The organism is Psychroflexus sediminis (genome assembly GCF_900099815.1).
GTDB classification, from domain to species: Bacteria; Bacteroidota; Bacteroidia; order Flavobacteriales; family Flavobacteriaceae; genus Psychroflexus; species Psychroflexus sediminis.
Genome location: NZ_FNCW01000002.1, coordinates 259,628 through 283,659, shown reverse-complemented (window position 1 = coordinate 283,659; position 24,032 = coordinate 259,628). Strand labels below are relative to the sequence as shown.

The window sequence follows — 24,032 nt, the reverse complement described above, 5'->3', positions numbered from 1 at the left end:
TTATAATGTTTTCAGGATTGATTTCGCTTTTTGTAAACGCTCAGTGAGGTTTCCTTTTAAAACGGTGTAAGATACCCCTCTGCTGATCAAAGTCTCTTCAAATATAGCAAACATTTCTTTTCTCTCATGGGGCTTGTCGCGTAAATCATCGGGAACCCAGGGGGTATCTATACACGTCAGAAAGTAATGCGCGTATTGATGTTGCTTCACACAGTCTTCAAGAATGGGGTCTTCAAAGTTTTTATAATAAGTTTTGGCATAAGTTAAGGTCTGAAGCACATTGGTATCACAAAACAACAGATCTTTCGCTTTTTTTGCCTTTTCATTCTCGAGTTGAATCTGACCTTTGGCAATAGGAATCAGGTCTGACGGCGCACACATCTCTGCAGAATTGTTATATTTTTCCTGCAAATAGGCTCTGGCAAATTCAGGTACCCATTCGGTGTTATAGTGCCTGGCCAGGCTTTCGGCAAGGGTCGATTTCCCGGTAGATTCCGGACCAAAGAGTACTATTTTAGTAAGGTCTCTTTGGGTTTGTTCAAGTTCTTTTTCCATTCTAAAAATCCGTAAACAGCAATGATTGTAAAAAGTAAATACTGAAAGGAAGTAAAGGTAAGGCCTTTGTAGTAATACAGGGGAATAGAAATGAGGTCCCCAACTATCCAGTAAATCCAGTTTTCAAGTCGCTTTTTGGCCATCAGCCACATCCCCACAAAGAAAATGCCTGTGGTCAGTACATCCATATAACTGATCCATCCTTCCCATTTATCGAAAAATTCATAAACCACAGAAACGAAAATGGCGGTTCCGATAAAGATAAAAATCGATTTTATGTTTTCTCGCGGTGTTGCTTTTTGAATGGGAATGAAATGCGATGCATCCACCTTTCTCGTCCAGATATACCAACCGTAAATACTCATGATAAAGTAGTAGGCATTGATCATCATATCCCCTAAAAGACTGTACTGATACAGGATGTAAACAAAGATAAGCGTGCTTACAATCCCCGTGGGAAACACCAGGATATTGTCTTTTTTTGAAAATAAAACACTCAAAAATCCAAAGACAATCGCGATGATTTCTAAAACAATAAAATGCGTTGGGGTGTTTTCATATTCTGAAAACAACCAATCAAAAATGAGGCTCATACTTACTTCTATCCGTTTTTACCAGTTTCATGTGCAGCAAACCACGGTCCATGGCTTCAAAAGCCGTCTGAACTTCTTCCTGCAGAATTTGCATCACCTTCTCGTATTCGCCATACACCTGCGTACTCAACGGATTTTCTATAACTCTAAGTCCGGAGTTACGCAAGGCTTTAATGAAATCGATAATAATGGGTTCGTAATCATCCTGAATAGGCGTAAGCGTCAATTCTACTGAAATTTTCATGGTTTACCTTTTGAATGGCAAGGATACTATTTTTTATTAGAAGAAAAACTTTTCAAAACAAGTAGTAGGCAAAGGTGAGTTGAAATGCACCAAATTAAAAGTTATTGGTATTGGTTGTTTTAATTGAATTACCTCGCCAGGGACTTTGAGTCGGTAACATAAAAAAATTAAGCGTATAGCTTTGTGTCTTTAGGTACAAGCTACACAGTCCAACTTGAAGTGACAGGTGGTCGGTATACCCCTAAATACCATATGGCGTACCTTACGGCACGCTGGATAAGCGATGTATTTGTTTTACCAATAGATAGTCCCTAGCGGGACAAATTTCAAACTAAGCACTCAAAAACTCACAGACTACTTTATATCGAATACAGCTTTCCATTCTATTCCCTACTGACTACCGGCTATTTTCTACTTTGTACTTTCTACTTTCTACTTTGTACTTTCTACTTTCTACCGTCGGGATGACAAGGCCCACTGTCCCGCCTCAGACGTGGAAGGAGCCTTTTTAGCGACTGATGAATCTTTACCCGTTCAAGGAATCAGGACACAAGATGCACGAGCCACGACGCTTACTTACAGACTTTGGAACACCGCTTTCCATTCTATTCCCTACCGCCTACCGACTACTTTCTACTTTGTACTTCCTATGGAAAGATCCCTCCTATCGTCGGGATGACAAGGCCCACTGTCCCGCCTCAGACGTGGAAGGAGCCTTTTTAGCGACTGATGAATCTTTACCTCCTCAAGGAATCAGGACACAAGATGCACGAGCCACGACGCTTACTTACAGACTTTGGAACACCGCTTTCCATTCTATTCCCTACCGCCTACCGACTACTTTCTACTTTGTACTTCCTACGGAAAGATCCCTCCTATCGTCGGGATGACAAGGCCCACTGTCATTCAGAAGGAAATGCAATGGAGTGAAGAATCTTTATCTATCGAAAAGCATTAAACTTCTCCTATAGTCGAGATTACTTTAAATCTTATCATTCAAAAATTCCCATTCTGGATTAAAATCATCAATCAATGCTTCTTTTTTGGACCTTCTGTATCCCTTGATTTGTTTTTCCCTCTCAATAGCTTGACTTACATCTTGAAAATGTTCAAAATAAATCAAGTAGAAGCATTTGTATTTAGTAGTAAAAGCTTTTGACAAGGCTGTTGGGTTTTTATGGAAATAAAGCCTTTGTTGTAAGTTGTTTGTAACACCAGTATATAGCACCGTTTTATTTTTATTGGTTAGGATATAAACATAGTAATTGTGTGTTCCAAGTGTTTTCATTTTTTGACTGATGAAAATTTACTCAATTTACTGAAAAATATCTCATACTCCTCTTTTTACTCGAAAGTGAGATCCCTCCTATCGTCGGGATGACAAGGTTCACTATCATTCTGAAAGAAATGCAATGGTGTGAAGAATCTTTACCCGTTCAAGGCATCAGGACACAAGATGCACGAGCCACGACGCTTAACTACAGACTATGAAACACCCAATACCGCTTTCCATTCTATTCCCTACTGACTACCGACTACTTTGTACTTTGTACTTTGTACTTCCTATGGAAAGATCCCCTGCCTTTGCCAAGGAAACGCAGGCAGGCTCGTCGAAGCAGAAATTAGCTTCTCTGTCGGGATGACAAGGCCCACTGTCCCGCCTCAGGCGTGGAACGAAATGCAATGGTGTGAAGAATCTTTACCCGTTCAAGGAATAAGGACACAAGATGCACGAGCCATGACGCTTACTTAAAGACTTTGGAACACCGAATATCGCTTTTCATTCTATTCCCTACTGACTACCGGCTACCGACTACTTTGTACTTTCTACTTTGTACTTTGTACTTTCTACCGTCGGAATGACAAACAAAAAAGCCTGAAATTCTATAAATTAGAATTTCAGGCTTATACTGTGCTTTAATGTCAAAAATTAGTCTGCCAGGATACTTCTGGAGATGACTATTTTTTGAATTTCTGAAGTTCCTTCATAAATCTGAGTGATTTTAGCATCACGCATCATTCGCTCGACGTGGTATTCTTTGACATAACCATTTCCACCGTGAACCTGCACAGCTTCCACTGTCACATCCATCGCTACCTGCGACGCATAGAGCTTAGCCATAGCCCCAGACAAATCGTAATTATTACCATTGTCCTTGTCCCAGGCCGCTTTCATGACCATATGTCTCGCCGCTTCTATACTGGTATGCATGTCTGCCAGTTTAAATGCAATGGCCTGGTGGTTTTTAATTTCAGTTCCAAAGGCTTTTCTAATTTTGGAATACTCTTTAGCCAATTCATAAGCCCCGGCAGCAATTCCTAAAGCCTGAGCTGCAATACCTATTCTTCCTCCAGCCAAAGTTTTCATGGCAAACTTAAATCCGAAGCCATCTTCGCCAATTCTATTTTCTTTAGGCACTTTTACATCGTTGAAGGTCAGCGAATGCGTATCGCTTCCGCGAATACCCATTTTTTGTTCTTTAGGCCCCACTTCAAAACCTTCCATGCCTTTTTCTACGATAAAGGCATTGATTCCTCGGTGTTTTTTCTGTTTGTCTGTATGTGCAATCACCAAATAAATTTCTGCTGAGCCTCCATTCGTGATCCAGTTTTTGGTACCGTTAAGGATATAATGATCCCCTTTATCGATGGCTGTTGTTTTTTGAGACGTCGCATCACTCCCCGCTTCAGGTTCGCTCAGACAAAAGGCTCCGATTTTCTCGCCCGTCGTCAATTTTGATAAATATTTTTCCTTTTGCTCTTCAGTACCGTAGGTATCAAGCCCCCAGCATACCAATGAGTTATTCACAGAAACCACAACAGAAGCCGAGGCATCTATTTTTGACAATTCTTCCATCGCCAACACATAAGAAACGGTGTCCATTCCTCCGCCTCCATACTCTGGAGAAGCCATCATTCCCATAAATCCAAGCTCACCCATTTTCTTAACCTGTTCTGTGGGAAATTCCTGTTTTTCATCACGCTCAATGACTCCTGGTTTCAATTCATTTATAGCGAAATCTCTCGCTGCCTGGCGAATCATTTCGTGCTCTTCTGTCAACTTAAAATCCATATAATTTCTGTTTCAGTTTTATTAAAAATTTGACACAAATATAAGGTTAACCTAAAGAATTTTCAATCAAAGCTTTCATAAATTAAGATTAATGTAAAATACGTGTAACGAATGTTGCTTCAGAAAAAATGAATAAGCAGCAAAGAATTTGAAGACTTTGAATTAATTTTGAAAGCAGAGAAACGCACTCATGAAAACCTATTCTGTCATCGGCGTCATGTCCGGCACTTCCCTCGATGGAATTGACCTTTTACATTGCAGCTTCCAAAAAAGGGAAAAATTTTCTTTTGAAATTCATTCCGCCAGTACGTATGCCTATTCCTCAATCTGGGTAGAAAAACTAAAACATGCTCACACCTGGCCTTTAGAACAAATCAAGGCCCTGGATGAAGACTACACCCTTTTGTTAGCTGACTTTATCAATCGATTTATCAACGAAAACAACTTATCTGATATTGACTTTATCGCTTCTCATGGACATACCATTTTACACCAGCCCGAAAGGGGATTCACTTACCAGATTGGAAATCTGCCAAAGCTGGCTGGTCTGACCAAACACAAAGTCATCTGCGATTTTAGGGTACAGGATGTAGACCTGGGCGGTCAGGGAGCCCCTTTGGTTCCTGTTGGAGATCGCCTGCTTTTTGGTGAGTATGAGGCCTGTGTAAATTTGGGCGGCTTTGCCAATATCTCTTTTGAAAAAGACAAGCAGCGCATTGCTTATGACATCTGCCCAGTCAATAAAATCTTAAATACTTTTGCTCAGCGCCTGGGAAAAGAATTTGACGAGAGCGGCTCAATAGCCAGGGCTTCAGTCCCCAACCCGGAGCTTCGCTGTGAACTTGAAAAGCTTCAGTATTACCTAAAACCCCCGCCAAAATCTTTAGGTATCGAATGGCTGGAAGCTGAATTTCTTCCTCTATTGAATCTTACAGAATTGAGTTCCGAAGAAATAATAAGCACCTGCACACAACACTTCGCGCATCAAATTGCAAATGCCATTTCCGGTCATCAAAAGGTCCTTTTTACCGGTGGCGGAGTTTTCAACAGGTATTTAATGGAGATGATTTCTGCGGAAAGTGAGTCTGAACTCATCCTTCCTGAAGCTGAAGTGATCAATTACAAAGAAGCGCTGATTTTTGGACTCTTAGGCGTTTTGAAAGAGCGCGGAGAAGTCAATGTTTTGGCTTCGGTTACGGGTGCTTCGCAAGATCATTCTTCCGGTCAGGTTTTCCTGCCTTAATAGATTTTTAAGAATTAATGAAGCTGAAATTAGTAATGCCTCAATGAATCTATATATTTGCCAGAAAATCATCAAAAAAGCGAAGATTTCTTATGAAAGAACTTTTAAAAAAATACGAAGATAAAGCCCCTGAAATAGTGTTTCACTGGAAGGATCCTGAAACGGAAGCCGAAGGCTGGACGGTTATCAACTCACTAAGAGGTGGTGCTGCCGGGGGCGGCACACGCATGCGGGAAGGACTTAATGAGCATGAAGTGCTGTCTTTGGCAAAAACCATGGAAATCAAATTTACAGTGTCTGGACCAGACATTGGCGGAGCGAAATCAGGTATCAACTTTGATCCGAATGATCCCAGAAAACAAGCCGTTCTAGAACGCTGGTATAAGGCGGTTTCTCCATTGCTTAAAAGCTATTACGGGACCGGTGGTGACTTGAATGTAGATGAGATCAACGAGGTCATTCCCATTACAGAAAGCTGCGGGGTCTGGCATCCTCAGGAGGGGGTTTTTAACGGGCATTTTCAACCTACAGAAGCCGATAAAATCAATAGGATTGGACAGCTAAGACATGGCGTTATTAAGGTTATAGAAAACATCGATTATACACCTGATGTGCTGAGAAAATTTACTGTCGCAGACATGTGTACAGGCTATGGCGTTGCAGAATCTGCAAGACATTATTACAACATTTATGGAGGTGATGTTAAAGGGAAAACCGCCATCATTCAGGGTTTTGGAAATGTAGGCTCTGCCGCTGCTTTTTACCTCTCTAAAATGGGCGTTAAAATCATAGGTATCCTGGATCGAGATGGCGGATTGATCAATAAAAACGGTTATAGTTTTGAGGAGATTAAAGAGCTATTTTTAGCCAAACAAGGAAACACCTTAAAAAGTCCGGATTTGATTCCTTTTGACCAGGCCAACGAAGAATTCTGGTCTCTTGGCGCAGAGATTTTCGCCCCCTGCGCTTCTTCTCGACTTATTCAAAAAAATCAAATCGATCGTCTGGTGGAGCATGGTCTGGAAGTAATTTCCTGCGGGGCCAACGTGCCTTTTGCAGACCAGGAAATCTTCTTTGGTCCGATTATGGAATACGCCGACCAGAAGGCCAGTGTAATCCCTGATTTTATTGCCAACTGCGGTATGGCCAGAGTCTTTGCTTACTTTATGGAACGCAAAGTCCTGATGACCGACGAAGCGATTTTTAACGATATTTCCAACACTATCGAAAATGCTATTCAGCGTACCTTTGAAAATAACAATGACAAAAAGCACATCAGCAGTGTGGCTTTAGAAATTGCTTTAAAGCAATTGATTTAGATCAGAAAATACTTCTTTAGTGATGAAATTAATTGCTTACATTAGCGTTGTTTATATCATAAATACACCGTAACTCATGTTGATACCATTTGCTCAAGAAACTCCTGTTGCCGGAGAAGAACTTGTTGAAGAAAAAACCCTATCCATCATCGATTTAATGTTCAGTGGTGGTCCCGGAGGAACCATAATCATATTGATTTTGGCCGTGCTTTTGTTTTTTGCGATTTACATTTATTTCGAACGCATTTTCGCTATAAAAGCAGCTTCCAAAACCGATAAGAATTTTATGAATCAGATTAAAGACAGCGTTACTTCTGGTAATATTGAATCGGCAAAAATCCGTTGTGCACAAGAAAACTCGCCGGTAGCGAGGCTTACCGAGAAGGGGATTTCAAGAATTGGTTCTCCTCTGGAAGACATCAATACCGCCATCGAAAATGCCGGCCGGCTCGAAGTTTACAAACTGGAGAAGAACGTAAGTGTTTTAGCAACCATCGCCGGTGCTGCACCCATGATTGGATTCCTGGGTACCGTTATAGGTATGGTTATTGCTTTTCATGAGCTGGCCACCAGTAGTGGTCAAGCTGAAATGGGATCGCTGGCCGAAGGCATATACACTGCGATGACCACGACGGTTGCTGGTCTTATCGTTGGTATTATTGCTTATATCGGATACAATCACGTGGTCGTAAGAACCGATAAAGTGGTTCACCAGATGGAAACCACCGCTGTAGATTTCTTGGACTTATTGAACGAACCCAGTTAATTATGAACTTACGAGGTAGAAATAAAGTGAGTGCCACTTTCAGCATGTCTTCGATGACAGACATCGTGTTTTTGCTGCTCATCTTTTTTATGTTGACGTCGCCGGTGATCACCCCTGAAGCTTTGGACCTAATTTTACCAAAAGCCAAGGGAAAAACCACTTCTACTCAGCATGTAGCTGTGAGTATTACAGAGGATTTAAAATTCTATATCAATGAAGAAGAAGTCAATTCCAATCGTATAGAAAGGGAACTGGAAGCCAAACTTACTGGCATTGAAGAACCTACTATCATTTTGCGAGCTGCAGAAGGAGTTCCCATTGAAAAAGCTGTGCAAATCATGGATATTGCCAACAGAAATAAGTATAAAATCGTATTAGCTGTCAAACCCAACTAAATCGTGAGCATATTTAAAACCAAACATGAGAAAAAATCCTTTTTCATCACGACAGGACTCTATATCCTGTTTATTTTGCTGATGTTTTTCTTTGGATTAAAATATATGGATCCTCCTGAAGAGCGAGGCATTGCGATAAATTTTGGAACAACAGATGTGGGTTCCGGGGATGTACAGCCGGATGCGCCAGTAAAAACTTCACCTCAACCTATCAGCACGCCTCCGCCGCCACAAGAAGTGGAAGAAACTGCTGCTGAAGATATTCAGGAAGATGTAGTGACACAGGAGACCGAAGAGGCCCCAGTGATTGAGGAGAAAAAAGAAGTTGTAAAAGAAACCATTAAAAAACCTGAAAAGCCAAAGGAAGAAGTAAAAGAGAAAGTGGAGGAAACGCCAACTGAACCTACTCCAGAACCAGAGCCGGAACCTATAAAAGAGCAAAAACCAGAACAATCGGTTACCGATGCTATGGAAAGTCTGATGAACGGCCCCGAAAATGAAGGTCAGACTGAGGGCGGGGAAGGCAACGACATCCCAACAGGAGATAAAGGTGATCCTGAAGGTGACCCCAATGCTAAAAACTACTACGGAACCGGAAAAGGTCTGGATGGGGATGGCAACTACCGCCTTGGAGGAAGAAAAGCCCTCTCTAAAAAGAAATTTGTCCAGGAATGTGACGAGTCCGGCGAAGTGGTCGTGAGAATAGAAGTCAACAGAAGCGGCGACGTAGTGAAAGCAACGCCGGGAGCTAAAGGAACTACCAATTCCAATCCATGCCTGCTAGATCCAGCCAAGCGTGCCGCCCTAGCCACAAAATTCAACAGCGATCCTAAAGCACCCTCTACACAAATCGGTTTTATCACTTACGTTTTTAAATTATCTGAATAGATCATGACCTACACTGAAACGCTGCACTGGATGTTTGAGCAACTTCCTATGTACCAGCGGCAGGGCAAAACCGCCTACAAAAAAGACTTAACCAACACCTTAGCTATAACACAAATGCTGGGAAACCCGGAGCGTCAGTTCAGGAGCATTCATGTGGCCGGCACCAATGGAAAAGGCTCTGTAAGTCATATGCTGTCTTCCGTACTGCAAAGCGCCGGTTATAAAGTCGGTTTATATACCTCTCCTCATCTTAAAGACTTCAGGGAGCGTATCAAAATCAACGGCGAGCCTATTCCTAAGACTGATGTGACTGAATTTATCGCCGGTCACAAGACCTTCCTCGAAACCCAAAACCTGTCTTTTTTCGAAATGACTGTGGGCATGGCATTTAACTATTTCGCCGCTGAAAAGGTAGATATTGCTATTATTGAAGTGGGTATGGGCGGCCGACTCGACTCTACCAATGTCATCACCCCCCTCCTCTCGGTTATCACCAATATAGGTATGGATCACATGGCTTTTTTGGGAGACACTCTGGACAAAATCGCTGGAGAAAAAGCGGGAATTATCAAGAAGAGTGTTCCTGTTGTGATTGGCGAAACCACTCCTGAAACCAAAAGGGTGTTTTTAAAAAAAGCTGAAGCCGAAAGGGCTTCGATTCATTTTGCTGAAGACTGGAACTCTCCTCTACCCGATTGCGATCTGAAAGGAAATTATCAAAAATTCAATTTAAAAACCTGTTTAAAAAGCCTTGAAGTTTTGAATACACTGCAAGGCTGGCAGATCAGTGATGCTAATATCAAAAAAGGTTTAGCTGAAGTTAAATCCAACACTCATCTGAGGGGTCGCTGGGAAATTTTAGGAAGTCAGCCTAAAGTCATTGCAGACACAGCCCATAACAAGGAGGGTCTCACTTTGGTCATTGAGCAGGTACTGCAAGAGAAATTTGAGTGTTTACATATGGTGTTAGGCTTTGTCAATGACAAGGACCTGGACAGCGTTCTTCCTTTGCTCCCTGTAACGGCTAAGTATTACTTTTCAAAACCGAACGTACCTAGGGGAATGGAAGCTACAGACCTGTATTACAAAGCCAAGGCCTATTCTCTTTACGGCAAAGCCTTCACAACGGTTAAAAATGCCTTGAAGGCGGCGCAAAAGGAGGCCAAAGCAGGCGATTTGATTTTTGTAGGAGGAAGTACATTTACAGTAGCAGAAATTTTATAAAAAATAAAACTTTTAGTTTGTGAAATCAAAATAAGGTTTATATTTGCAATCCCAATTTGGGGCGATTAGCTCAGCTGGTTCAGAGCACCTCGTTTACACCGAGGGGGTCGGGGGTTCGAACCCCTCATCGCCCACTAACCCTAGCTAAAGTTAGGGTTTTTTATTTTAGAGCAGGGTCATTAACTCAGTTGGCTCCGATAATTAGAAAATCTTTTGATTTTCTAAAATTTTCGAGAGTTCTCAAAAATAAATCAAAATCATAGATTTTGTTATTTTTGGAATTCAGAGTGTTACGATTAATAGGGTCATTAACTCAGTTGGTTCAGAGTGTTACCTTGACAGGGTAGAAGTCACTGGTTCGAATCCAGTATGACCCACATCAAGCAGAAATCCAGTACCGAAAGGTATTGGATTTTTTATTTGGAGAGACTCTAAAGCTCTGCTTTAAGAGGATAGACAAATAAAAAATTCATGAAACTGCGACAGCAGTTTTGGATTTCTATTTGCAGAAGCGGACTTCATTTCTGGATCAACGACGCAGTTAATCCATACTATTCTCCTTTACATAATTTACTTCTGAATATGGATTGACAAAAAACTGCGACAGCGGTTTTGGATTTCTATTTGCAGGCGTAGATCTATTCTGGATCAACGCTAGATAATCCGAAAAATAAAAACAACAAGCACAGACATATTTCCAAGGACAAGATCAAGCTTGATGGCAAAGGCAGGCGAGACGCTCGCAGCAGCATTAGGGAAAAACAAATCCATAAAAACTGCGACAGCAGTTTTGGATTTCTATTTGCAGAAGCGGACTTCATTTCTGGATCAACGACGCAGTTAATCCATACTATTCTCCTTTACATAATTTACTTCTGAATATGGATTGACAAAAAACGCGACAGCAGTTTTGGATTTCTATTTGCAGAAGCGGACTTCATTTCTGGATCAACGACGCAGTTAATCCATACTATCCTCCTTTACATAATTTACTTCTGAATATGGATTGACAAAAAACGCGACAGCAGTTTTGGATTTCTATTTGCAGAAGCGGACTTCATTTCTGGATCAACGACGCAGTTAATCCATACTATCCTCCTTTACATAATTTACTTCTGAATATGGATTGACAAAAAACGCGACAGCAGTTTTGGATTTCTATTTGCAGAAGCGGACTTCATTTCTGGATCAACGCTAGTTAATGCAGTACATTCATTCAAAATTGATAGCCTATTTTTTATTCCTGTTGCTCCTGATCTATCCAGTTAATTATCCAATCTATTAAAATTGAAATAGAGAAGTACTCACCTTCAAAATCCTAATCACCAAGAAACAAATGGCCGGGGTTAACGCATTGATGTTCATGGTTTATGTACCAAAATTAACAATGAGATAAAACACAAACACTCCAGCATAAGTTTCTATACAGACTACACTATTGAAGTTTGAATGGCATTTACATTTTATTAAAGTCTTGAAATAGCTGCCGAATATCATTATTAAAAAAAATAAAGCAACTTTTTTGTGTTTTTATTAACAATAAATAGAGCCTTAATTTTATTTTAAATGCTATTGATTTTATACAGATATCATTATATACCTGACTTTTAGCATTTTAACATAATGTGGATAACTTTCTGAAAGCCCTTTTTATGTTAAAATAATTATCATATCGAGTCTGTTTTTTTAATTTTATTGTGAAATATCACGCATCATAAAGCTAAAAACACCCATTAGGGCGACAATTAGTGAACGTATTTAAGACTTAATTAATAATAACCTTTTAAAAATAACTGAATTATGAAAAATTTATTGAGAACTTTCAATTTCTTTATGGCTTTTATAGCTATACTATTTATGTATTCCTGTCAGGACGAGGCTGTTCCAGAAGAACCAAGCGGAGTAGAATTTATATTTTCGGGTGATCGAGTAAGCACTGCCAAGGCTGGTGCTGCGGATTTCAAAAAGAACGGCGAATCCTGTGATATGGCTTTTGCATCTTATGCTGTAATTGAAATGGCTGGAACCAGCTACACCATCGATCTTAAGACCTGGGGAGATAATTTCAAAACCGACCTGATAGAACTTCCTCCAGGCACTTATGAAGTCACCAGCAGTCAACTTTACGATGCAGATAACAATCCACTTTACGCTACACCTAAGTCCGGCAGTGAGTTCGGTCAGTTTGTAAATCAGCCATTACCGTTTAATGTGAATGTAGAAAATTACAGAAAAATTGAATACGACCTGGAAGCCTTATGCATCGAAGAATTTACACCACCTCAGTTCGGATTTATTTTCTGGGACATTGCCATTAGAGAAGTTAAGAATTTATGCATATTTGCTAACTACTGCGAGTCTGAAACCGGACATAAAGTCGCTTCTTTGGATGCTTTTATCTATCCAAATGCAAGCGAAACTTCTGAAGAAGATTTGATCTGGAGCGGTTCAGCCGATGGTGATTTTGAAAGTGGAGATGTAAGCAATGAACTTCTTTGCTTAAAATTCCCTTACGATCCAAGTATTCCTAAAGAAGAGCAGTCTTATTACATAGAGTTATTTGTAAATGGTGTGCTTTACGAAGGCACAATGCCTTTGGACAAAATTGACTTAATCAATGAAGAAGACGGCTATCTTCACCTGAACGAAAATTGTGATGAAGATTATGACATCTTCACCAAAGCCGGCTGCGAAACGGCTTTTGCTTTAGGAAACAATACTTTTACTGAGCTTGGATTGACCAATGGTCGATGGGGATGGGCTCATGAGTTTACCGAAGTACAGGATGGCACTTATACCCTGGATATTTGGGCTGGTGCTGGTCAGAATAATACAAGTAACGGAGTTGAGGTAGGTCTTTTAACGGTTGAGGTCTCCGGATCTGATATTACTGTTACTTACGACATGAGTCCAGGATATACCATGAGTGAAACTCATTTATACCTTGGAGATGACATGCCTACCACTGTTGCTCCCGGACAATACGGAAACATTAATAATTTAGAAGCTGCAACAAGTGATTCATTTACTGTTTCTTACAGCGGTGATGGAAACTTTTGGATAATAGCACATGCTGTAGTTTGTGAATAAATAGTGTCAGCGAATTATTAAGCTATAATTAGTGATAATAAAATGCCTCTGAACCTAATGAAGTTCAGAGGCATTTTTTGTATTTACATCGCTTTGCCAGGATAGAAAATGATCCTGGAATGTATAAAATTCCAGGTTTTGGATCTCTATTTGCAGTTGCGGATCATCCTGGATTAACAAAATTAATTCAGCAAATCCATGCAAGGCACGAGTCTGCCGTCCGAATGAACTCTAATCTTGAATGGCCTGGGCAAACAGAAGGTTTTTCGAAAAAAGAAAATTCCTCTTAGTTTATACCTAGAGGAATCTCTCAGACTTAATTTTAACACCTGGAATTAAAGCCTTAGTTTTCCGGTGTTGTTTTCCTGAGTGAACTTCTTGTTGCTTTCAATTTTTCTCGGGTTTCCATAAGCAAGGAATCCAATCGGGAAAGTTTTTCTTCGGCTTTATTTATTCTTTCTCTTCGTTCTTCGATGTCTTTCTTATCGGCTTCGGGCATTTTTTCCTTTTCTTCCAGGGATTCTTTCATTCGCTTCAGGCGCTCTCTTCGATCCTCCAATAGACTGTCGGTTTCAGACAATCTGGATTCGGTCTCTTTTGCTTTGTTTTGTACCATTTGAGCACGATACTGACCAAACTCTCTGCCGGTCATATCTCCCTTGTTTTTACCATAGGCATTTCCAGAATTGCCCTTTGACATCTTGTTAACCCTTTCAGCAGAATCCCGCTTGTCTTCAGGCTGAACTGAATCCATTTCGCGCTCAGCTTCCTCTCGTTTTTCCTGAGCTTCCTCTCTCTTTTCCTGTGCCTTTTCTTTCTTTTCCTGAGCTTCCTCTTTCTTTTCCTGAGCCTTTTCTTTCTTTTCCTGTCCTTTAGACTGGGCAAATGCCTGGCTGGGACTTAAAAATAAAAAAGCGCCGAGTATACTTACTAATATTATATTTTTCATATTCTTTTTTTTAATTCAGTTGTTCTACTGTTTGTTTTACTTCCATGGATATGCTATCCATTCTTTTATTGATTTCCTCAAGTTCGCTTTCCAGTGAATCTATCTTCTGGACAGTGCGTTCCTGTTCCATCTCTTCTTTTGAAGAGGTTTGCTCCTTACAGGATACAACCCCTAAAAAAACAAGCACTAATACTGATAATACTATTTTTTTCATAATTAAATTTTAATGATTCTATCAATATACTATGGTAAGCTGTATTTATCCGCCATTTTAACCTATTAAAACCATAAATGCTATAAATGAGATCACCGAGCCAGAATGAAAACAAGGCAAACCGAGGACTAAAGCCTGCCTGAGGAAAAAGGCAGGCGTAACGTTCATACCGCCAAAAGTATTAACATTTTACAGGCCAGCTCTCAGGACGCGAGCCTACTTCAAGGACAAAGACAGACGAGAAGATACCTGCAGCCGTAATTATTTGTAAAAAAAAGCAGAAGTCCAATATAAATATTGGACTTCTGAGGTTTTAGATACAGTTATGACACCTGTCTAAGCTGTATGTTTTAATTTAAAGTAGTCTGATTAAATCTCTGCTTTGTCTTTGGTATATTCTGATGGAAGCTGCATGGTGCAGAGGCTTTTTTTGTCTTTCTGAACCTCTTCTTTGATGACTTCTCCAAAATAGACGGTGTGATCACCCATATTCATACTTTTAACCACCTTACAGGTGAGGTATCCAAGCGTATCTTCTACGATGGCCTGATCATTCTCTTTTTTAAAAGGCACTCCGTTTATCTTACCATCCTCAATGCTTGATTTCATACCAAATGTTCTCACGTATTCTGTATGGTCTTCTGACAGCAAGTGTAAGGTGAAGTGCTCGCTATAGTCTATCGTTTCATTCAAATCGCTTTTTTGACCGATAGCTACCGATACAATTTCGGGCGAGAAGGAAACCTGGGATACCCAGTTGACCGTTCCTGCGGCTATATAGTCATCTTCGCGTGTTTTAAGATTATCTGCCTTTTTTAAGGCGGTTAGAATGTAATATCCGTACGTGAATTTTTCTGCTAATTTGCTCATAGGTTTTTTATTTTTTAATTAACTAACTGTTTTCGAGACGCTTCGATAAAGGCGAGACTGCAGGTCCGTTAAAACTACCAGAGCCTCAAGTTGAAGCATCTCATGTGTTAACTCTAAATATACTTGATTTTACAGACTCTTTTGTTAAAAAAATGGCAAGATTGGGGACCGGGCTGACTTTAAGCGCCAGAATCTTCCAAAAGACTAGCCTGCCTGAGCACACGAGCCTGCCTAAGCACACGAGCGGGACGCTCGCGGCAGCAGGCAAAGGCAGGCGCGACGCTCGCGGCAGCGGCTTCTTTTCCTTAAAAACCTAATTTATTCCGAAGGAATATCAACATGCTGACCTAAAAACAGAGCGTTAAGAAACAGGCGATTGGTTCCATACCAGGAGCCTCTGAAATTGGGATTATCGGCGAATAAAACAACTCTCCCCCTGCCTACTTTACTCACGATCAAAGAAGCGGAAGGCTTTAAAAACTCATTTAAGTTTTTATCGGTTATAAACCCGTCTATATGGGGGGCATCTGTATATTTTGCCACGGTAGCGTATGGATTTTCACTAGGTGCAATCCAGACTTCACTGTTGCGGTAAACGGGTAATTTCTCGCGGGTATAGCCAAAGGCAAGCGGATGGGTCAGGTCCAGGTCCACCTCAAATATGGCTCCCCCTACAGATTGCTTTCCGATATTTTCCGGAGCCTCCACATAAGGCTTTCTTTCCGTTGTTTGTTCCTCCTGTTCAGCCGCGTCTTCATCTGTGTCTTCTGCTCCTATCAGCTTTTCGTTTACCAATTCGTTTTTTATAGCCCACTCTGACCCCTCTCTTATGGTGATGAGCGTATTTCCTAAACTCACCCAGCTTTTTATTTTCCTGAGATCAGTAGAATCCAGTTGTTTATAGTTTCCTGAAACCATCACCATCGTATTGTAACGCTCCCAGTCGATCTCTTCAAAATTGCGCATGGGAATTTTGGTAATGGGCATATCCACGCGTGTATCCAGGAGGTGCCACACCTCCCCTGCTTCGTAGGAAGAGACGCCATCTTCGATGAGCATAAACGGCCTGGTCTTTTCCAGGGCCCGTATATTACGACTTCCCAGATCCACTCCGGACCTGCTGTAGCCACTCGTAGAAGAGGTGACTTCCACTGCATGTTCCGCGGCAGCCTCTTTTACCAGCGCATACAAGGAATCGCTACTTATTTGCTGGCGGCTGACAGGAATCACCAGGGTCCCATAATCAAATTCCTTTTCTTTCCCTTCTATGTCCAGCGAAAACGGCTTAAACGCCGAAAGTACGTTGACACCGGCTTTCTGAAGTTTCCATAACACAGCCGGTGCATTGTAATCGTTCCAGTCGATAAGATAGGCGTAATCCGATTGCGTGACCTCTATATCTTCACGTGTTAAATCCTCACGAGTAACCTCTTCGCCTGTTTGGGCTGCCTTTTTTAAGGGGGCGTATTCCATATTATAGAAGTTGGCCAGCGACCAGGCCGACGCATCATAAAAAACACTGTCGGTGTATTCTTCATAGGTTTCAAACATGGTTTGCACCATGCGGTACTGCGGCTGTCTGGTGGGTACATAATAGGCAAAATCCGGTGTGAACGATTTCCCGTCTACCTTGACGGACTCCTCCAGTTTATACAGCTTCACACGATGCAACAGGAGTTTGTCGATAAAAGCACGGGTTCTGTTTTTATCATACCGATCTCCGAAGACGTAGGCCTCGATATCACTTTTTTCTGCATTGGAGAGGGCGGATTCGAAAAATCTCTGCTGATAATCATACAGCAGATCCTTATTTTCTACTGCCGCTTTCACGGTAGCCATACTGGATGACAACTGATTTCTGATGGTGAACGCAAAGGTGATTTCTCCGGTAGGTGTTTCCTGCCGGTGGCCTCGCGAACTCGCCTGTTCAAACAAAATCCCCAAACCGCCCTGCAAATCGGGGTAAGAGGAACCGTATCCCGGGTATGTGCCATCAAAAGCTTCTTTGGTAAAGTAGAAGGAGCCAATATTGTCCAGGGCTTCGACATAGTATTCTGCGAACTTATCGTTCAGGGTTGTATAATTCTCTGCCGGCATGATGGGGTCTTTGGATGCATTGGCCTTCATAGGCTCAAAGAAATAGGTGGAACTGGTTCCCATCTCATGAAAATCTGTCACCACATTGGGATACCACTGGTGGTACCAGTTCAGTTTTCCTCTGCTTTCCGGGTTGATGCCTAATAACCAGTCCCGATTGAGATCGAACCAATAGTGGTTGGTACGTCCTCTGGGCCAGCGCTCATTATGTTCTGCATCTGCAGGGTCGGCAACCAGCGGATCGCCCTTGAACATGTTGGCCCACTGCGAATGGCGATCTCTCCCATCGGGATTGATGGTAGGGTCTATCATCATGACTGCCTGACTGATGTAATTTTTGACCTCTTCACTTTCTGATGCCACCAGAATATAGGCGGTAAGCATAGCGGCTTCAGAACTCGACGGCTCATTGCCATGCACATTGTAGCCTAAATTCACAAACACAGGCAGGTCTGATAAATCTTCCGTATTGGAGGGGTCTGCCGCCCGGTTATGTTTTTCCTGAAGTGCCGGCAGCTGAGCCAGATGCTCCGGGGCCGTTACCGTAAGCATCACCAAGGGGCGATGCTCATAGGTTTCTCCATACTGATTGATTTCTGCCCGTTCAGACAATTCTGCCAGTTGGGTGAGGTAGGCTACTATTCTATCGTGACGGGTATGATGTGAGCCTACGGGGTAGCCCAGAAATTTTTCCGGACTTGGGATACCGGGATCAAAAGGACCTCGGTCCTCTAAAAAATAATCCTGAGCCTGCAAGTGACCTATTGCCAGTATTAAAAGAATGGAAAGTATAGATTTCATAAAAAGATATTTTTAGTAGCGTTGAAGCTAATATAGATTATTTTTTAGAGGTAAAGAAATACCAATAATTGCAATAAATGCAAAGTCTGCCTTAGCACACGAGCCTGCCTTAGCACACGAGCGGGACGCTCGCGGCAGCAGGCAAAGGCACAAGGCACGAACGAGACGCTCGCGGCAGCGGGCATCGGCAAATTTTCTTTTGCGTGTGCACAATTCAAAAATCGCCTGGACAGGCGGTTTTTTTGTGTTTTCAGCCACGGGGGTTTTAGGCGACGGGTGCTGTTTCAGGTGTCCCTGTCTAAACCTAATCAGACTGTCTTTTATCAAATTCAGCATGGGAACCGCTCATTTACAGACAGTTATCTTGCTTGTATGGTATTTTGTTTTATATTAGATGGCTTTTTAACCTTGTCCGGCATGAAAACAGTTGTTTTGGAATCCTTGGTGCATAAGACGGCGGCCTGTATAGGGCTTCGGTTTGAATTTGATGCTGAACTGAAAGCTGCCTTAAAAAAACTTCCGCAGTGCAGATGGACGCAGACGCACCGTTGTTTTTATGTTCCGAATACGGCTGCCTCCAAGCGACAATTGATGCGGGTGCTGAGAGCTGCAGGCTGCGAGGTGGATTACAGGGCTATGCAAAACGCCGAAGCTGAACATGCTCCCGAAGCCTTATTGAATGCTGAACATCTAAAGGCTTTAGAGGCTTATAAGGAGTACCTGAAAGGTCAGCGCAAGAGTCCTTCCACGGTGAATACATACTCTGCTTTTGTGGAACTTTTCCTGAAGTTTTTTGATTCCACGGCTTTATCTGACCTGGACAACCGGTCCATAGAGTTGTTTGCGGAGGGGGTTTTGGCCAGGAGAAATTACAGCATCAGTTCGCACCGGCAGGCGATGAATGCCCTGAAGCATTTTTTTACTCTGAACCGCTTTCCGGAGGTGCAGACCGAAGCTATTGCGATGCCGAGAAAAGACCGAAAGCTGCCGGAAGTCCTGTCTACGGAGGAGGTGATTTCCATTTTACAGGCCACGCGCAACTTAAAGCACAGAGCGCTCCTGGGGCTGATTTATTCGTCGGGTCTGCGCATTGGCGAAGTTTTAAAATTGAAGCTTGCCGATGTGGATCTGGACAGGCAGTCGGTTTACGTGCGATCCGGCAAAGGGAGAAAGGACAGGCACACCACGCTGGGACGGAGCATACAGCCGCTGCTGGTAAATTATGTAAGGACTTATAAACCCCAGCAATTTCTGTTTGAGGGTGAAGCAGGCAAGGCGTATTCTGCCTCATCGGTGAGGGCTTTTTTGAAACGCAGTTGTCGTCTGGCTAAACTCAGAAAACGGGTCACGCCGCATACGCTGCGACACAGTTTTGCTACGCACCTGCTGGAAAACGGTGTTGACATTCGCTACATCCAGGAACTGCTGGGCCATTCGCGACCGGAAACGACGATGATTTATACGCATGTAACGGAGCGTAGCATCAGTGCGATTCAAAATCCTCTGGATGTGGCTGTAAGCAGGCATAAGCAATTGCACAGGGACGGTAAAGACCCCGGGGAAGCTCGTAAATCTCTGGAGTAAAGGCTGAGTTTTTACTTTATAAACTCATTCCCCTGCCTTGTTTTTTAAGGTGTAGTATATAAAAGGTCCCCATTAAAATGGTAAAAACATACGTTTATCCCGGCCTTATTTCAGAAAAACGTGTAGTTTTATCAACATATAACGAGTTCTCCCCAATAGCTCTGACTAAATTTCCTACTGAAATTCATTCAGAGTCTTTAATTTTTGGGCGTTGCATTTTACGAAGTTTCGGCTGAAATTTAAGTTGATTTGAGAGCTGATTAGCTAAAAAAATAAACTCACTATGACTTTTAGTCAGCTACTGAATCAATCACACGCTGAATCACTCTTACGCTGACAAACACGCTGAAAACGAATCTCAGGGTCATTGATTTAAACCCATTCATGGTCTGATTAAAACTAGTATAAAAATGTTAATATTTAAATGCAGCGGAAACAATATAGACTCGAAATAAAATACAGCTCTGAAAACATCACATTGGATAATTCACTCAGACGGGAGCTTCTGGGGAGAACAGCGCATATAGTTTATGGCGGATTTAGGACTGAAATTAATGGTTTGTGTTTGTTTTAAGGATAATTTTTAATCTGAAAATAAATCGCTATTTTTCCCGCCACAAAACTATATACGCGAGACGTTGTAGAGCATTATTAAAACTGACAGACGATTGATTGAATTTTTAATTGAATTTAGAAAATATACAGTTTACCTTTTAATATTGTTATTTGTAATAGCAATAATTTCTATCATATTCCTATTTAATAAAAAGCATCAATTAAAAGGTGTTATCGGAATAGTTTGCTTATTTATTACAGCTATTTTTCTTTTGGGGATTAATATGATAATATCAACTTCTCTCAGAACTGATATTGCCGAAAAAGCTAAGAGCGCTCTAGCGAATAAATCGAAAGTATTAGTGAACGGAAAAAAAAGAAACATTGATTCAGAAAAACTATTAACAGATTTGACAGAAATTAATGGTTGGTACTTTACTAATAAATCTGAACCCGAAACTGAATTCCTAATAAGTGTTATTTCGAAAAATGATACCTTAGAATTAATCCTAAAAAGAGATTCAAAAATTGATAAGAAATATTGGACCTATTATCCTAAATACGATTACGAATTAGAACTAGATTTATTAGAAACTGAATCACTAAGTGAACTGGAGCACGAATGATAACGCTCTACAACATTGCATCCTATGAAAAGCAATCGTCCTGATCTTAGTTCAAATTTATAATATTTTTCTTTTAAGCCCTATCTCATTTATCACTAATTTTTAAATCACGTTTTATAAGGTTTGAAGCTTGCTTCAAATCTTATAAAATGTAAAAATAATAACTTGCTCAGCATCCTATGTGTGGTCAATAGATATCTACCGCCACCAGCATCTCTATGAGTGTAAGTTAAAAAAGTCCATTCACTTGCTATGAAAATGTGATCCAGCTGTAATCTAAATAGCTAGTCACCTGCGATGTTTTGTGATATGGACTTTAAGGTTTTCTATGAGCTTTGTTATTGGTTTATAATTTTATTTCTATTCTCTAATTTACGTTTTTTATTGTATCACTCCTATCTCGTAAGGTATTTCTGTTTTTATAACGGCTAAGGTTCTACTCAGTAGCTTCCTGGCTACCTTGATGACTATCTTCTTGGTATCCTTACCCAAATGCTTGCGATAATAATTCTGCATCACAGGGTCTGTTCTTATGGCTTGCCAGGAGGCTTCCACAAAATAAGAACGTATTAATCGGTGTGCTCTTGGGTTCATTCCTAGTGTTTTGTAGTTGGATCCGCTTTGGTGAACCCCTGGTGCAATGCCTACATAACCAGCCAGGTGTTTTAAACTACTGAATCGCCGAAGGTCTCCTAGTTCTGATAATATGCCGCAAGCAACTATACCGCCAATTCCTGGAATACTTCTCAAGAGATAATAATCCTTCTTGTAATGTTTTCTGCAATATGCTCTGAGCTGATTGGAGACTTCTCTCAATTCTTTATCAATAAATCGAAAGCTTCGCATCTTACTCTCCAGGCTTCCTTTACCCGTTGAATAATCAAACTCCAACTCATCTATCCACTGTCTAAACTTATGGCTCCAATGGTCATTATCATGCTCCTCAGGGATATGAACACCATAATACAAGAGCTGCATTTTTATAAGGCTCTTAATCCTTCGATAATCCTTCACCAGATCATTTCGCCTTCTGAAGAGACTACGTAATTCTTCACGCTCTTTATCAGGGACAGGAATACTTTTTAAGCGTCCATCTTTCAGTTCTCGGCTAATAAGCTGGGCATCGATCTTATCGGTCTTGGTAAAGCGTTCCTTGCCCTTACGGTGAATATCTGCTGGATTTACTACCAGTGATTTCCAACCATAACTCTCGAAACTGCGGTGAGCTTTATATCCACAACACCCCGCTTCATAAGCAGTGGTGACTTCATAATCTGAAAAGTGTTTATCAACATACTTATACAATTCCTCAGCATAGGGTTTCATGCTAAAAGACTTGCCCGCAAATAAATCGGTAGCACAATGCACTTTCCAGCTTCGCTTGTGGATGTCAATTCCAATGTATAACTTTAACTCGGCACTAAGTTCAGTTTTCATACTTTATATGTTTTGGTGAACTTTAAAGATACTGGACTTAGTGCTTTTTCATGGATGCTATGTTTTATGGCTAAAAGTCTTACCGAATCGAAAATTTCGGTATGTTTATAAAGGAAAAAGTATAACCGAATAACTTGCGCTTGTTTACCCCGCCACAAGCCATATGCGAGAAACGTTAGGCAACATTTAAAAAATTCTGCAAACATTCATTTTTTTACTTATCTTTGACGTTAGTAACGTAAAACAATAATATGATTGTTTCTTTTCGCTCGAAAGAGACTGAACAAATTTGGAATGGAAATCGAGTAAAGAAAATGCCGATTGAAATTCAAAAAATTGGACGCCGAAAATTGAGAATGTTGAATAATTCGCAAAACATAGCTGATTTAAGAATTCCACCATCGAACCGACTTGAAAAGTTGAGTGGAAATTTAAGTGGTTTTTATAGCATTAGAATTAACAAACAATGGCGAATAATTTTTGAGTGGAGTAGCGGAAATGCGAGCGAAGTAGAAATAGTCGATTATCACTAAAAACAGAGAAAATGGAAAAGTTAGCTAATGTACATCCAGGCGAAATTTTACTTCACGAATTTCTTGAGCCACTCGAAATTTCGGCTTACCGACTTTCTAAAGATTTGAAAATACCTCAAACTCGAATATCTGAAATCGTAAAAGGTCGACGTCGAATAACAGCTGACACGGCATTACGATTGAGTAAATATTTTGGTAATTCGGCTAAATTTTGGCTTGGACTTCAAGACGATTATGACATCGAAGAAGGAATTGAGAATAAAGAAAACGAGCTGAATGAAATAAAGCAGTACGCTGATAAGGACGTTGCCTGATCGAGTAGACGGCTCCGCCAGTAACTGATGGAGTGCGCCTCTCACACCACCGTACGTACGGGTCTCGTATACGGCGGTTTGTAGTCCATCTTTCTAATCGCTCTTTACACCGATTAAAACTATTCCTTACTTTATGATTAGGCTACATATTTTCTAGGGAATCGGTCACCCAATATTGAAAATAAATGCTCCTAATCTAATTTCAAGAAAGATTACATTCAGTCCTTCCCTAATAGTGAGACCTCTGTGCTTCGCACAGCTCGTTGCTTTAGGTACTATGACTTCTGCTGACTTCTCCACTAAGCCAACACGTGACTATGGAGACCTCCCCAGGTAAGAACATCTTCTTTCTCCTGATGCCTGTCGGATCTACTACTTCGGTTTTAATTTCGAAAGAAATGTTTTGGACATCACAATGATGTGCTTGCTCATCCAACCTTGTAGCCTCATATCCGATTCCTGTTCGTCAGTATCAGAATTTGTAGTCCCGCTTCCTTTAGTCCCAACTTCACAATTGGCAACCTTGCGGCTTACTAATAGTTCAAGGCGTTACCCCTACCTATAAGGGACTTGCACCCTCCAGATTAATAATATATCTTCGATATATTAAAAGATGCCCATGCTGGGCACACACACCATATATAAGCTATGGCTTGGTCTGT

The 24,032-nt window shown here is 41.1% G+C and carries 22 protein-coding genes and 2 tRNA genes; 14 read left to right on the top strand and 10 right to left on the bottom strand.

Annotated features, from left to right (window positions below):
- The 3 genes from BLP81_RS02770 to BLP81_RS02760 are packed head-to-tail and all read right to left on the bottom strand — an operon-like array spanning nt 1 to nt 1,392.
- Entirely contained in the window at nt 1-555 is a 555-nt protein-coding gene (locus BLP81_RS02770) for an AAA family ATPase (RefSeq protein ID WP_093365391.1), read from the bottom strand.
- Nucleotides 510-1,148 carry a nicotinamide riboside transporter PnuC gene (gene pnuC / locus BLP81_RS02765; protein WP_093365388.1) on the bottom strand — a complete coding sequence of 213 codons (639 nt, stop codon included), beginning with the start codon at nt 1,146-1,148 and terminating at the stop codon, nt 510-512. The genes BLP81_RS02770 and pnuC overlap by 46 nt, the downstream gene beginning before the upstream one ends.
- On the bottom strand, nt 1,132-1,392 hold the full coding sequence (locus BLP81_RS02760; RefSeq protein ID WP_093365386.1) for a thiamine-binding protein: 261 nt from the start codon (nt 1,390-1,392) through the stop codon (nt 1,132-1,134). The genes pnuC and BLP81_RS02760 overlap by 17 nt, the downstream gene beginning before the upstream one ends.
- Nucleotides 1,393-1,946: 554 nt before the next feature.
- Between BLP81_RS02760 and BLP81_RS13515 the strand changes: the two genes are divergently transcribed.
- Complete coding sequence (locus BLP81_RS13515; protein ID WP_143002803.1) at nt 1,947-2,282, top strand: hypothetical protein; 336 nt, start codon at nt 1,947-1,949, stop codon at nt 2,280-2,282.
- Between the two features lie 92 nt (nt 2,283-2,374).
- Here the strand turns inward: BLP81_RS13515 and BLP81_RS02755 are convergent, their stop codons facing one another.
- Together BLP81_RS02755 and BLP81_RS02750 are read right to left on the bottom strand one after the other, a co-directional pair.
- Complete coding sequence (locus BLP81_RS02755) at nt 2,375-2,680, bottom strand: GIY-YIG nuclease family protein (protein WP_093365384.1); 306 nt, start codon at nt 2,678-2,680, stop codon at nt 2,375-2,377.
- 642 nt (nt 2,681-3,322) lie between these two features.
- Nucleotides 3,323-4,465: an acyl-CoA dehydrogenase family protein gene (locus BLP81_RS02750; protein WP_093365382.1), complete on the bottom strand. Its 1,143-nt coding sequence runs from the start codon at nt 4,463-4,465 to the stop codon at nt 3,323-3,325.
- A gap of 190 nt (nt 4,466-4,655) precedes the next feature.
- On the opposite strand from BLP81_RS02750, the gene BLP81_RS02745 reads away from it, so the two are divergent.
- The 9 genes from BLP81_RS02745 to BLP81_RS02705 all read left to right on the top strand — a co-directional run bounded on the left by BLP81_RS02745 (nt 4,656) and on the right by BLP81_RS02705 (nt 13,390).
- Entirely contained in the window at nt 4,656-5,708 is a 1,053-nt protein-coding gene (locus BLP81_RS02745) for an anhydro-N-acetylmuramic acid kinase (RefSeq protein ID WP_093365380.1), read from the top strand.
- 92 nt (nt 5,709-5,800) lie between these two features.
- On the top strand, nt 5,801-7,027 hold the full coding sequence (locus tag BLP81_RS02740; protein WP_093365378.1) for a Glu/Leu/Phe/Val dehydrogenase dimerization domain-containing protein: 1,227 nt from the start codon (nt 5,801-5,803) through the stop codon (nt 7,025-7,027).
- A 76-nt stretch (nt 7,028-7,103) separates the two neighbouring features.
- The gene (locus BLP81_RS02735; RefSeq protein ID WP_093365376.1) at nt 7,104-7,793 is read left to right on the top strand and encodes a MotA/TolQ/ExbB proton channel family protein; all 690 of its coding nucleotides are present in this window, start codon (nt 7,104-7,106) and stop codon (nt 7,791-7,793) included.
- 2 nt (nt 7,794-7,795) lie between these two features.
- A complete protein-coding gene (locus BLP81_RS02730; RefSeq protein WP_093365374.1) occupies nt 7,796-8,188 on the top strand; it encodes an ExbD/TolR family protein in 393 nt (130 codons plus the stop codon).
- Nucleotides 8,189-8,191: 3 nt separating this feature from the next.
- Nucleotides 8,192-9,076 carry an energy transducer TonB gene (locus tag BLP81_RS02725; protein ID WP_093365372.1) on the top strand — a complete coding sequence of 295 codons (885 nt, stop codon included), beginning with the start codon at nt 8,192-8,194 and terminating at the stop codon, nt 9,074-9,076.
- Nucleotides 9,077-9,079: 3 nt separating this feature from the next.
- Nucleotides 9,080-10,300, top strand: coding sequence for a bifunctional folylpolyglutamate synthase/dihydrofolate synthase (locus BLP81_RS02720; protein WP_093365370.1), 1,221 nt, complete (start codon nt 9,080-9,082; stop codon nt 10,298-10,300).
- Between the two features lie 59 nt (nt 10,301-10,359).
- Nucleotides 10,360-10,434: transfer RNA gene (locus BLP81_RS02715), tRNA-Val, on the top strand.
- Nucleotides 10,435-10,602: 168 nt separating this feature from the next.
- Nucleotides 10,603-10,677: transfer RNA gene (locus tag BLP81_RS02710), tRNA-Val, on the top strand.
- 1,423 nt (nt 10,678-12,100) lie between these two features.
- Nucleotides 12,101-13,390: a hypothetical protein gene (locus BLP81_RS02705; protein ID WP_176752671.1), complete on the top strand. Its 1,290-nt coding sequence runs from the start codon at nt 12,101-12,103 to the stop codon at nt 13,388-13,390.
- A 343-nt stretch (nt 13,391-13,733) separates the two neighbouring features.
- On the opposite strand, the gene BLP81_RS02700 is transcribed toward BLP81_RS02705, so the two are convergent.
- The 4 genes from BLP81_RS02700 to BLP81_RS02685 all read right to left on the bottom strand — a co-directional run bounded on the left by BLP81_RS02700 (nt 13,734) and on the right by BLP81_RS02685 (nt 18,321).
- A complete protein-coding gene (locus tag BLP81_RS02700) occupies nt 13,734-14,339 on the bottom strand; it encodes a hypothetical protein (protein WP_093365368.1) in 606 nt (201 codons plus the stop codon).
- 10 nt (nt 14,340-14,349) lie between these two features.
- On the bottom strand, nt 14,350-14,553 hold the full coding sequence (locus tag BLP81_RS02695; RefSeq protein ID WP_093365366.1) for a hypothetical protein: 204 nt from the start codon (nt 14,551-14,553) through the stop codon (nt 14,350-14,352).
- 369 nt (nt 14,554-14,922) lie between these two features.
- Nucleotides 14,923-15,423, bottom strand: coding sequence for a flavin reductase family protein (locus tag BLP81_RS02690; RefSeq protein WP_093365364.1), 501 nt, complete (start codon nt 15,421-15,423; stop codon nt 14,923-14,925).
- Nucleotides 15,424-15,741: 318 nt separating this feature from the next.
- A complete protein-coding gene (locus tag BLP81_RS02685; RefSeq protein WP_093365362.1) occupies nt 15,742-18,321 on the bottom strand; it encodes a M14 family zinc carboxypeptidase in 2,580 nt (859 codons plus the stop codon).
- A gap of 417 nt (nt 18,322-18,738) precedes the next feature.
- On the opposite strand from BLP81_RS02685, the gene BLP81_RS02680 reads away from it, so the two are divergent.
- Together BLP81_RS02680 and BLP81_RS02675 are read left to right on the top strand one after the other, a co-directional pair.
- Nucleotides 18,739-19,905, top strand: coding sequence for a tyrosine-type recombinase/integrase (locus BLP81_RS02680; RefSeq protein ID WP_093365472.1), 1,167 nt, complete (start codon nt 18,739-18,741; stop codon nt 19,903-19,905).
- 668 nt (nt 19,906-20,573) lie between these two features.
- Nucleotides 20,574-21,086, top strand: a complete 513-nt coding sequence (locus BLP81_RS02675; RefSeq protein WP_143002802.1) for a hypothetical protein — start codon at nt 20,574-20,576, stop codon at nt 21,084-21,086.
- A 381-nt stretch (nt 21,087-21,467) separates the two neighbouring features.
- Here the strand turns inward: BLP81_RS02675 and BLP81_RS02670 are convergent, their stop codons facing one another.
- A complete protein-coding gene (locus BLP81_RS02670) occupies nt 21,468-22,523 on the bottom strand; it encodes an IS110 family RNA-guided transposase (protein WP_093365356.1) in 1,056 nt (351 codons plus the stop codon).
- A 251-nt stretch (nt 22,524-22,774) separates the two neighbouring features.
- Between BLP81_RS02670 and BLP81_RS02660 the strand changes: the two genes are divergently transcribed.
- On the top strand, nt 22,775-23,056 hold the full coding sequence (locus BLP81_RS02660) for a type II toxin-antitoxin system RelE/ParE family toxin (RefSeq protein ID WP_093365350.1): 282 nt from the start codon (nt 22,775-22,777) through the stop codon (nt 23,054-23,056).
- Nucleotides 23,057-23,067: 11 nt separating this feature from the next.
- On the top strand, nt 23,068-23,370 hold the full coding sequence (locus BLP81_RS02655) for a HigA family addiction module antitoxin (RefSeq protein ID WP_093365347.1): 303 nt from the start codon (nt 23,068-23,070) through the stop codon (nt 23,368-23,370).
- The last annotated feature ends 662 nt before the right edge of the window (nt 23,371-24,032 follow it).

What these genes read in the sequence shown, in the direction of transcription:
- BLP81_RS02770 (WP_093365391.1), bottom strand. Translation starts at nt 555, where the DNA reads ATGGAAAAAGAACTTGAACAAACCCAAAGAGACCTTACTAAAATAGTA.
- pnuC (WP_093365388.1), bottom strand. Translation starts at nt 1,148, where the DNA reads ATGAGCCTCATTTTTGATTGGTTGTTTTCAGAATATGAAAACACCCCA.
- BLP81_RS02760 (WP_093365386.1), bottom strand. Translation starts at nt 1,392, where the DNA reads ATGAAAATTTCAGTAGAATTGACGCTTACGCCTATTCAGGATGATTAC.
- BLP81_RS13515 (WP_143002803.1), top strand. Translation starts at nt 1,947, where the DNA reads ATGCACGAGCCACGACGCTTACTTACAGACTTTGGAACACCGCTTTCC.
- BLP81_RS02755 (WP_093365384.1), bottom strand. Translation starts at nt 2,680, where the DNA reads ATGAAAACACTTGGAACACACAATTACTATGTTTATATCCTAACCAAT.
- BLP81_RS02750 (WP_093365382.1), bottom strand. Translation starts at nt 4,465, where the DNA reads ATGGATTTTAAGTTGACAGAAGAGCACGAAATGATTCGCCAGGCAGCG.
- BLP81_RS02745 (WP_093365380.1), top strand. Translation starts at nt 4,656, where the DNA reads ATGAAAACCTATTCTGTCATCGGCGTCATGTCCGGCACTTCCCTCGAT.
- BLP81_RS02740 (WP_093365378.1), top strand. Translation starts at nt 5,801, where the DNA reads ATGAAAGAACTTTTAAAAAAATACGAAGATAAAGCCCCTGAAATAGTG.
- BLP81_RS02735 (WP_093365376.1), top strand. Translation starts at nt 7,104, where the DNA reads ATGTTGATACCATTTGCTCAAGAAACTCCTGTTGCCGGAGAAGAACTT.
- BLP81_RS02730 (WP_093365374.1), top strand. Translation starts at nt 7,796, where the DNA reads ATGAACTTACGAGGTAGAAATAAAGTGAGTGCCACTTTCAGCATGTCT.
- BLP81_RS02720 (WP_093365370.1), top strand. Translation starts at nt 9,080, where the DNA reads ATGACCTACACTGAAACGCTGCACTGGATGTTTGAGCAACTTCCTATG.
- BLP81_RS02705 (WP_176752671.1), top strand. Translation starts at nt 12,101, where the DNA reads ATGAAAAATTTATTGAGAACTTTCAATTTCTTTATGGCTTTTATAGCT.
- BLP81_RS02700 (WP_093365368.1), bottom strand. Translation starts at nt 14,339, where the DNA reads ATGAAAAATATAATATTAGTAAGTATACTCGGCGCTTTTTTATTTTTA.
- BLP81_RS02695 (WP_093365366.1), bottom strand. Translation starts at nt 14,553, where the DNA reads ATGAAAAAAATAGTATTATCAGTATTAGTGCTTGTTTTTTTAGGGGTT.
- BLP81_RS02690 (WP_093365364.1), bottom strand. Translation starts at nt 15,423, where the DNA reads ATGAGCAAATTAGCAGAAAAATTCACGTACGGATATTACATTCTAACC.
- BLP81_RS02685 (WP_093365362.1), bottom strand. Translation starts at nt 18,321, where the DNA reads ATGAAATCTATACTTTCCATTCTTTTAATACTGGCAATAGGTCACTTG.
- BLP81_RS02680 (WP_093365472.1), top strand. Translation starts at nt 18,739, where the DNA reads ATGAAAACAGTTGTTTTGGAATCCTTGGTGCATAAGACGGCGGCCTGT.
- BLP81_RS02670 (WP_093365356.1), bottom strand. Translation starts at nt 22,523, where the DNA reads ATGAAAACTGAACTTAGTGCCGAGTTAAAGTTATACATTGGAATTGAC.
- BLP81_RS02660 (WP_093365350.1), top strand. Translation starts at nt 22,775, where the DNA reads ATGATTGTTTCTTTTCGCTCGAAAGAGACTGAACAAATTTGGAATGGA.
- BLP81_RS02655 (WP_093365347.1), top strand. Translation starts at nt 23,068, where the DNA reads ATGGAAAAGTTAGCTAATGTACATCCAGGCGAAATTTTACTTCACGAA.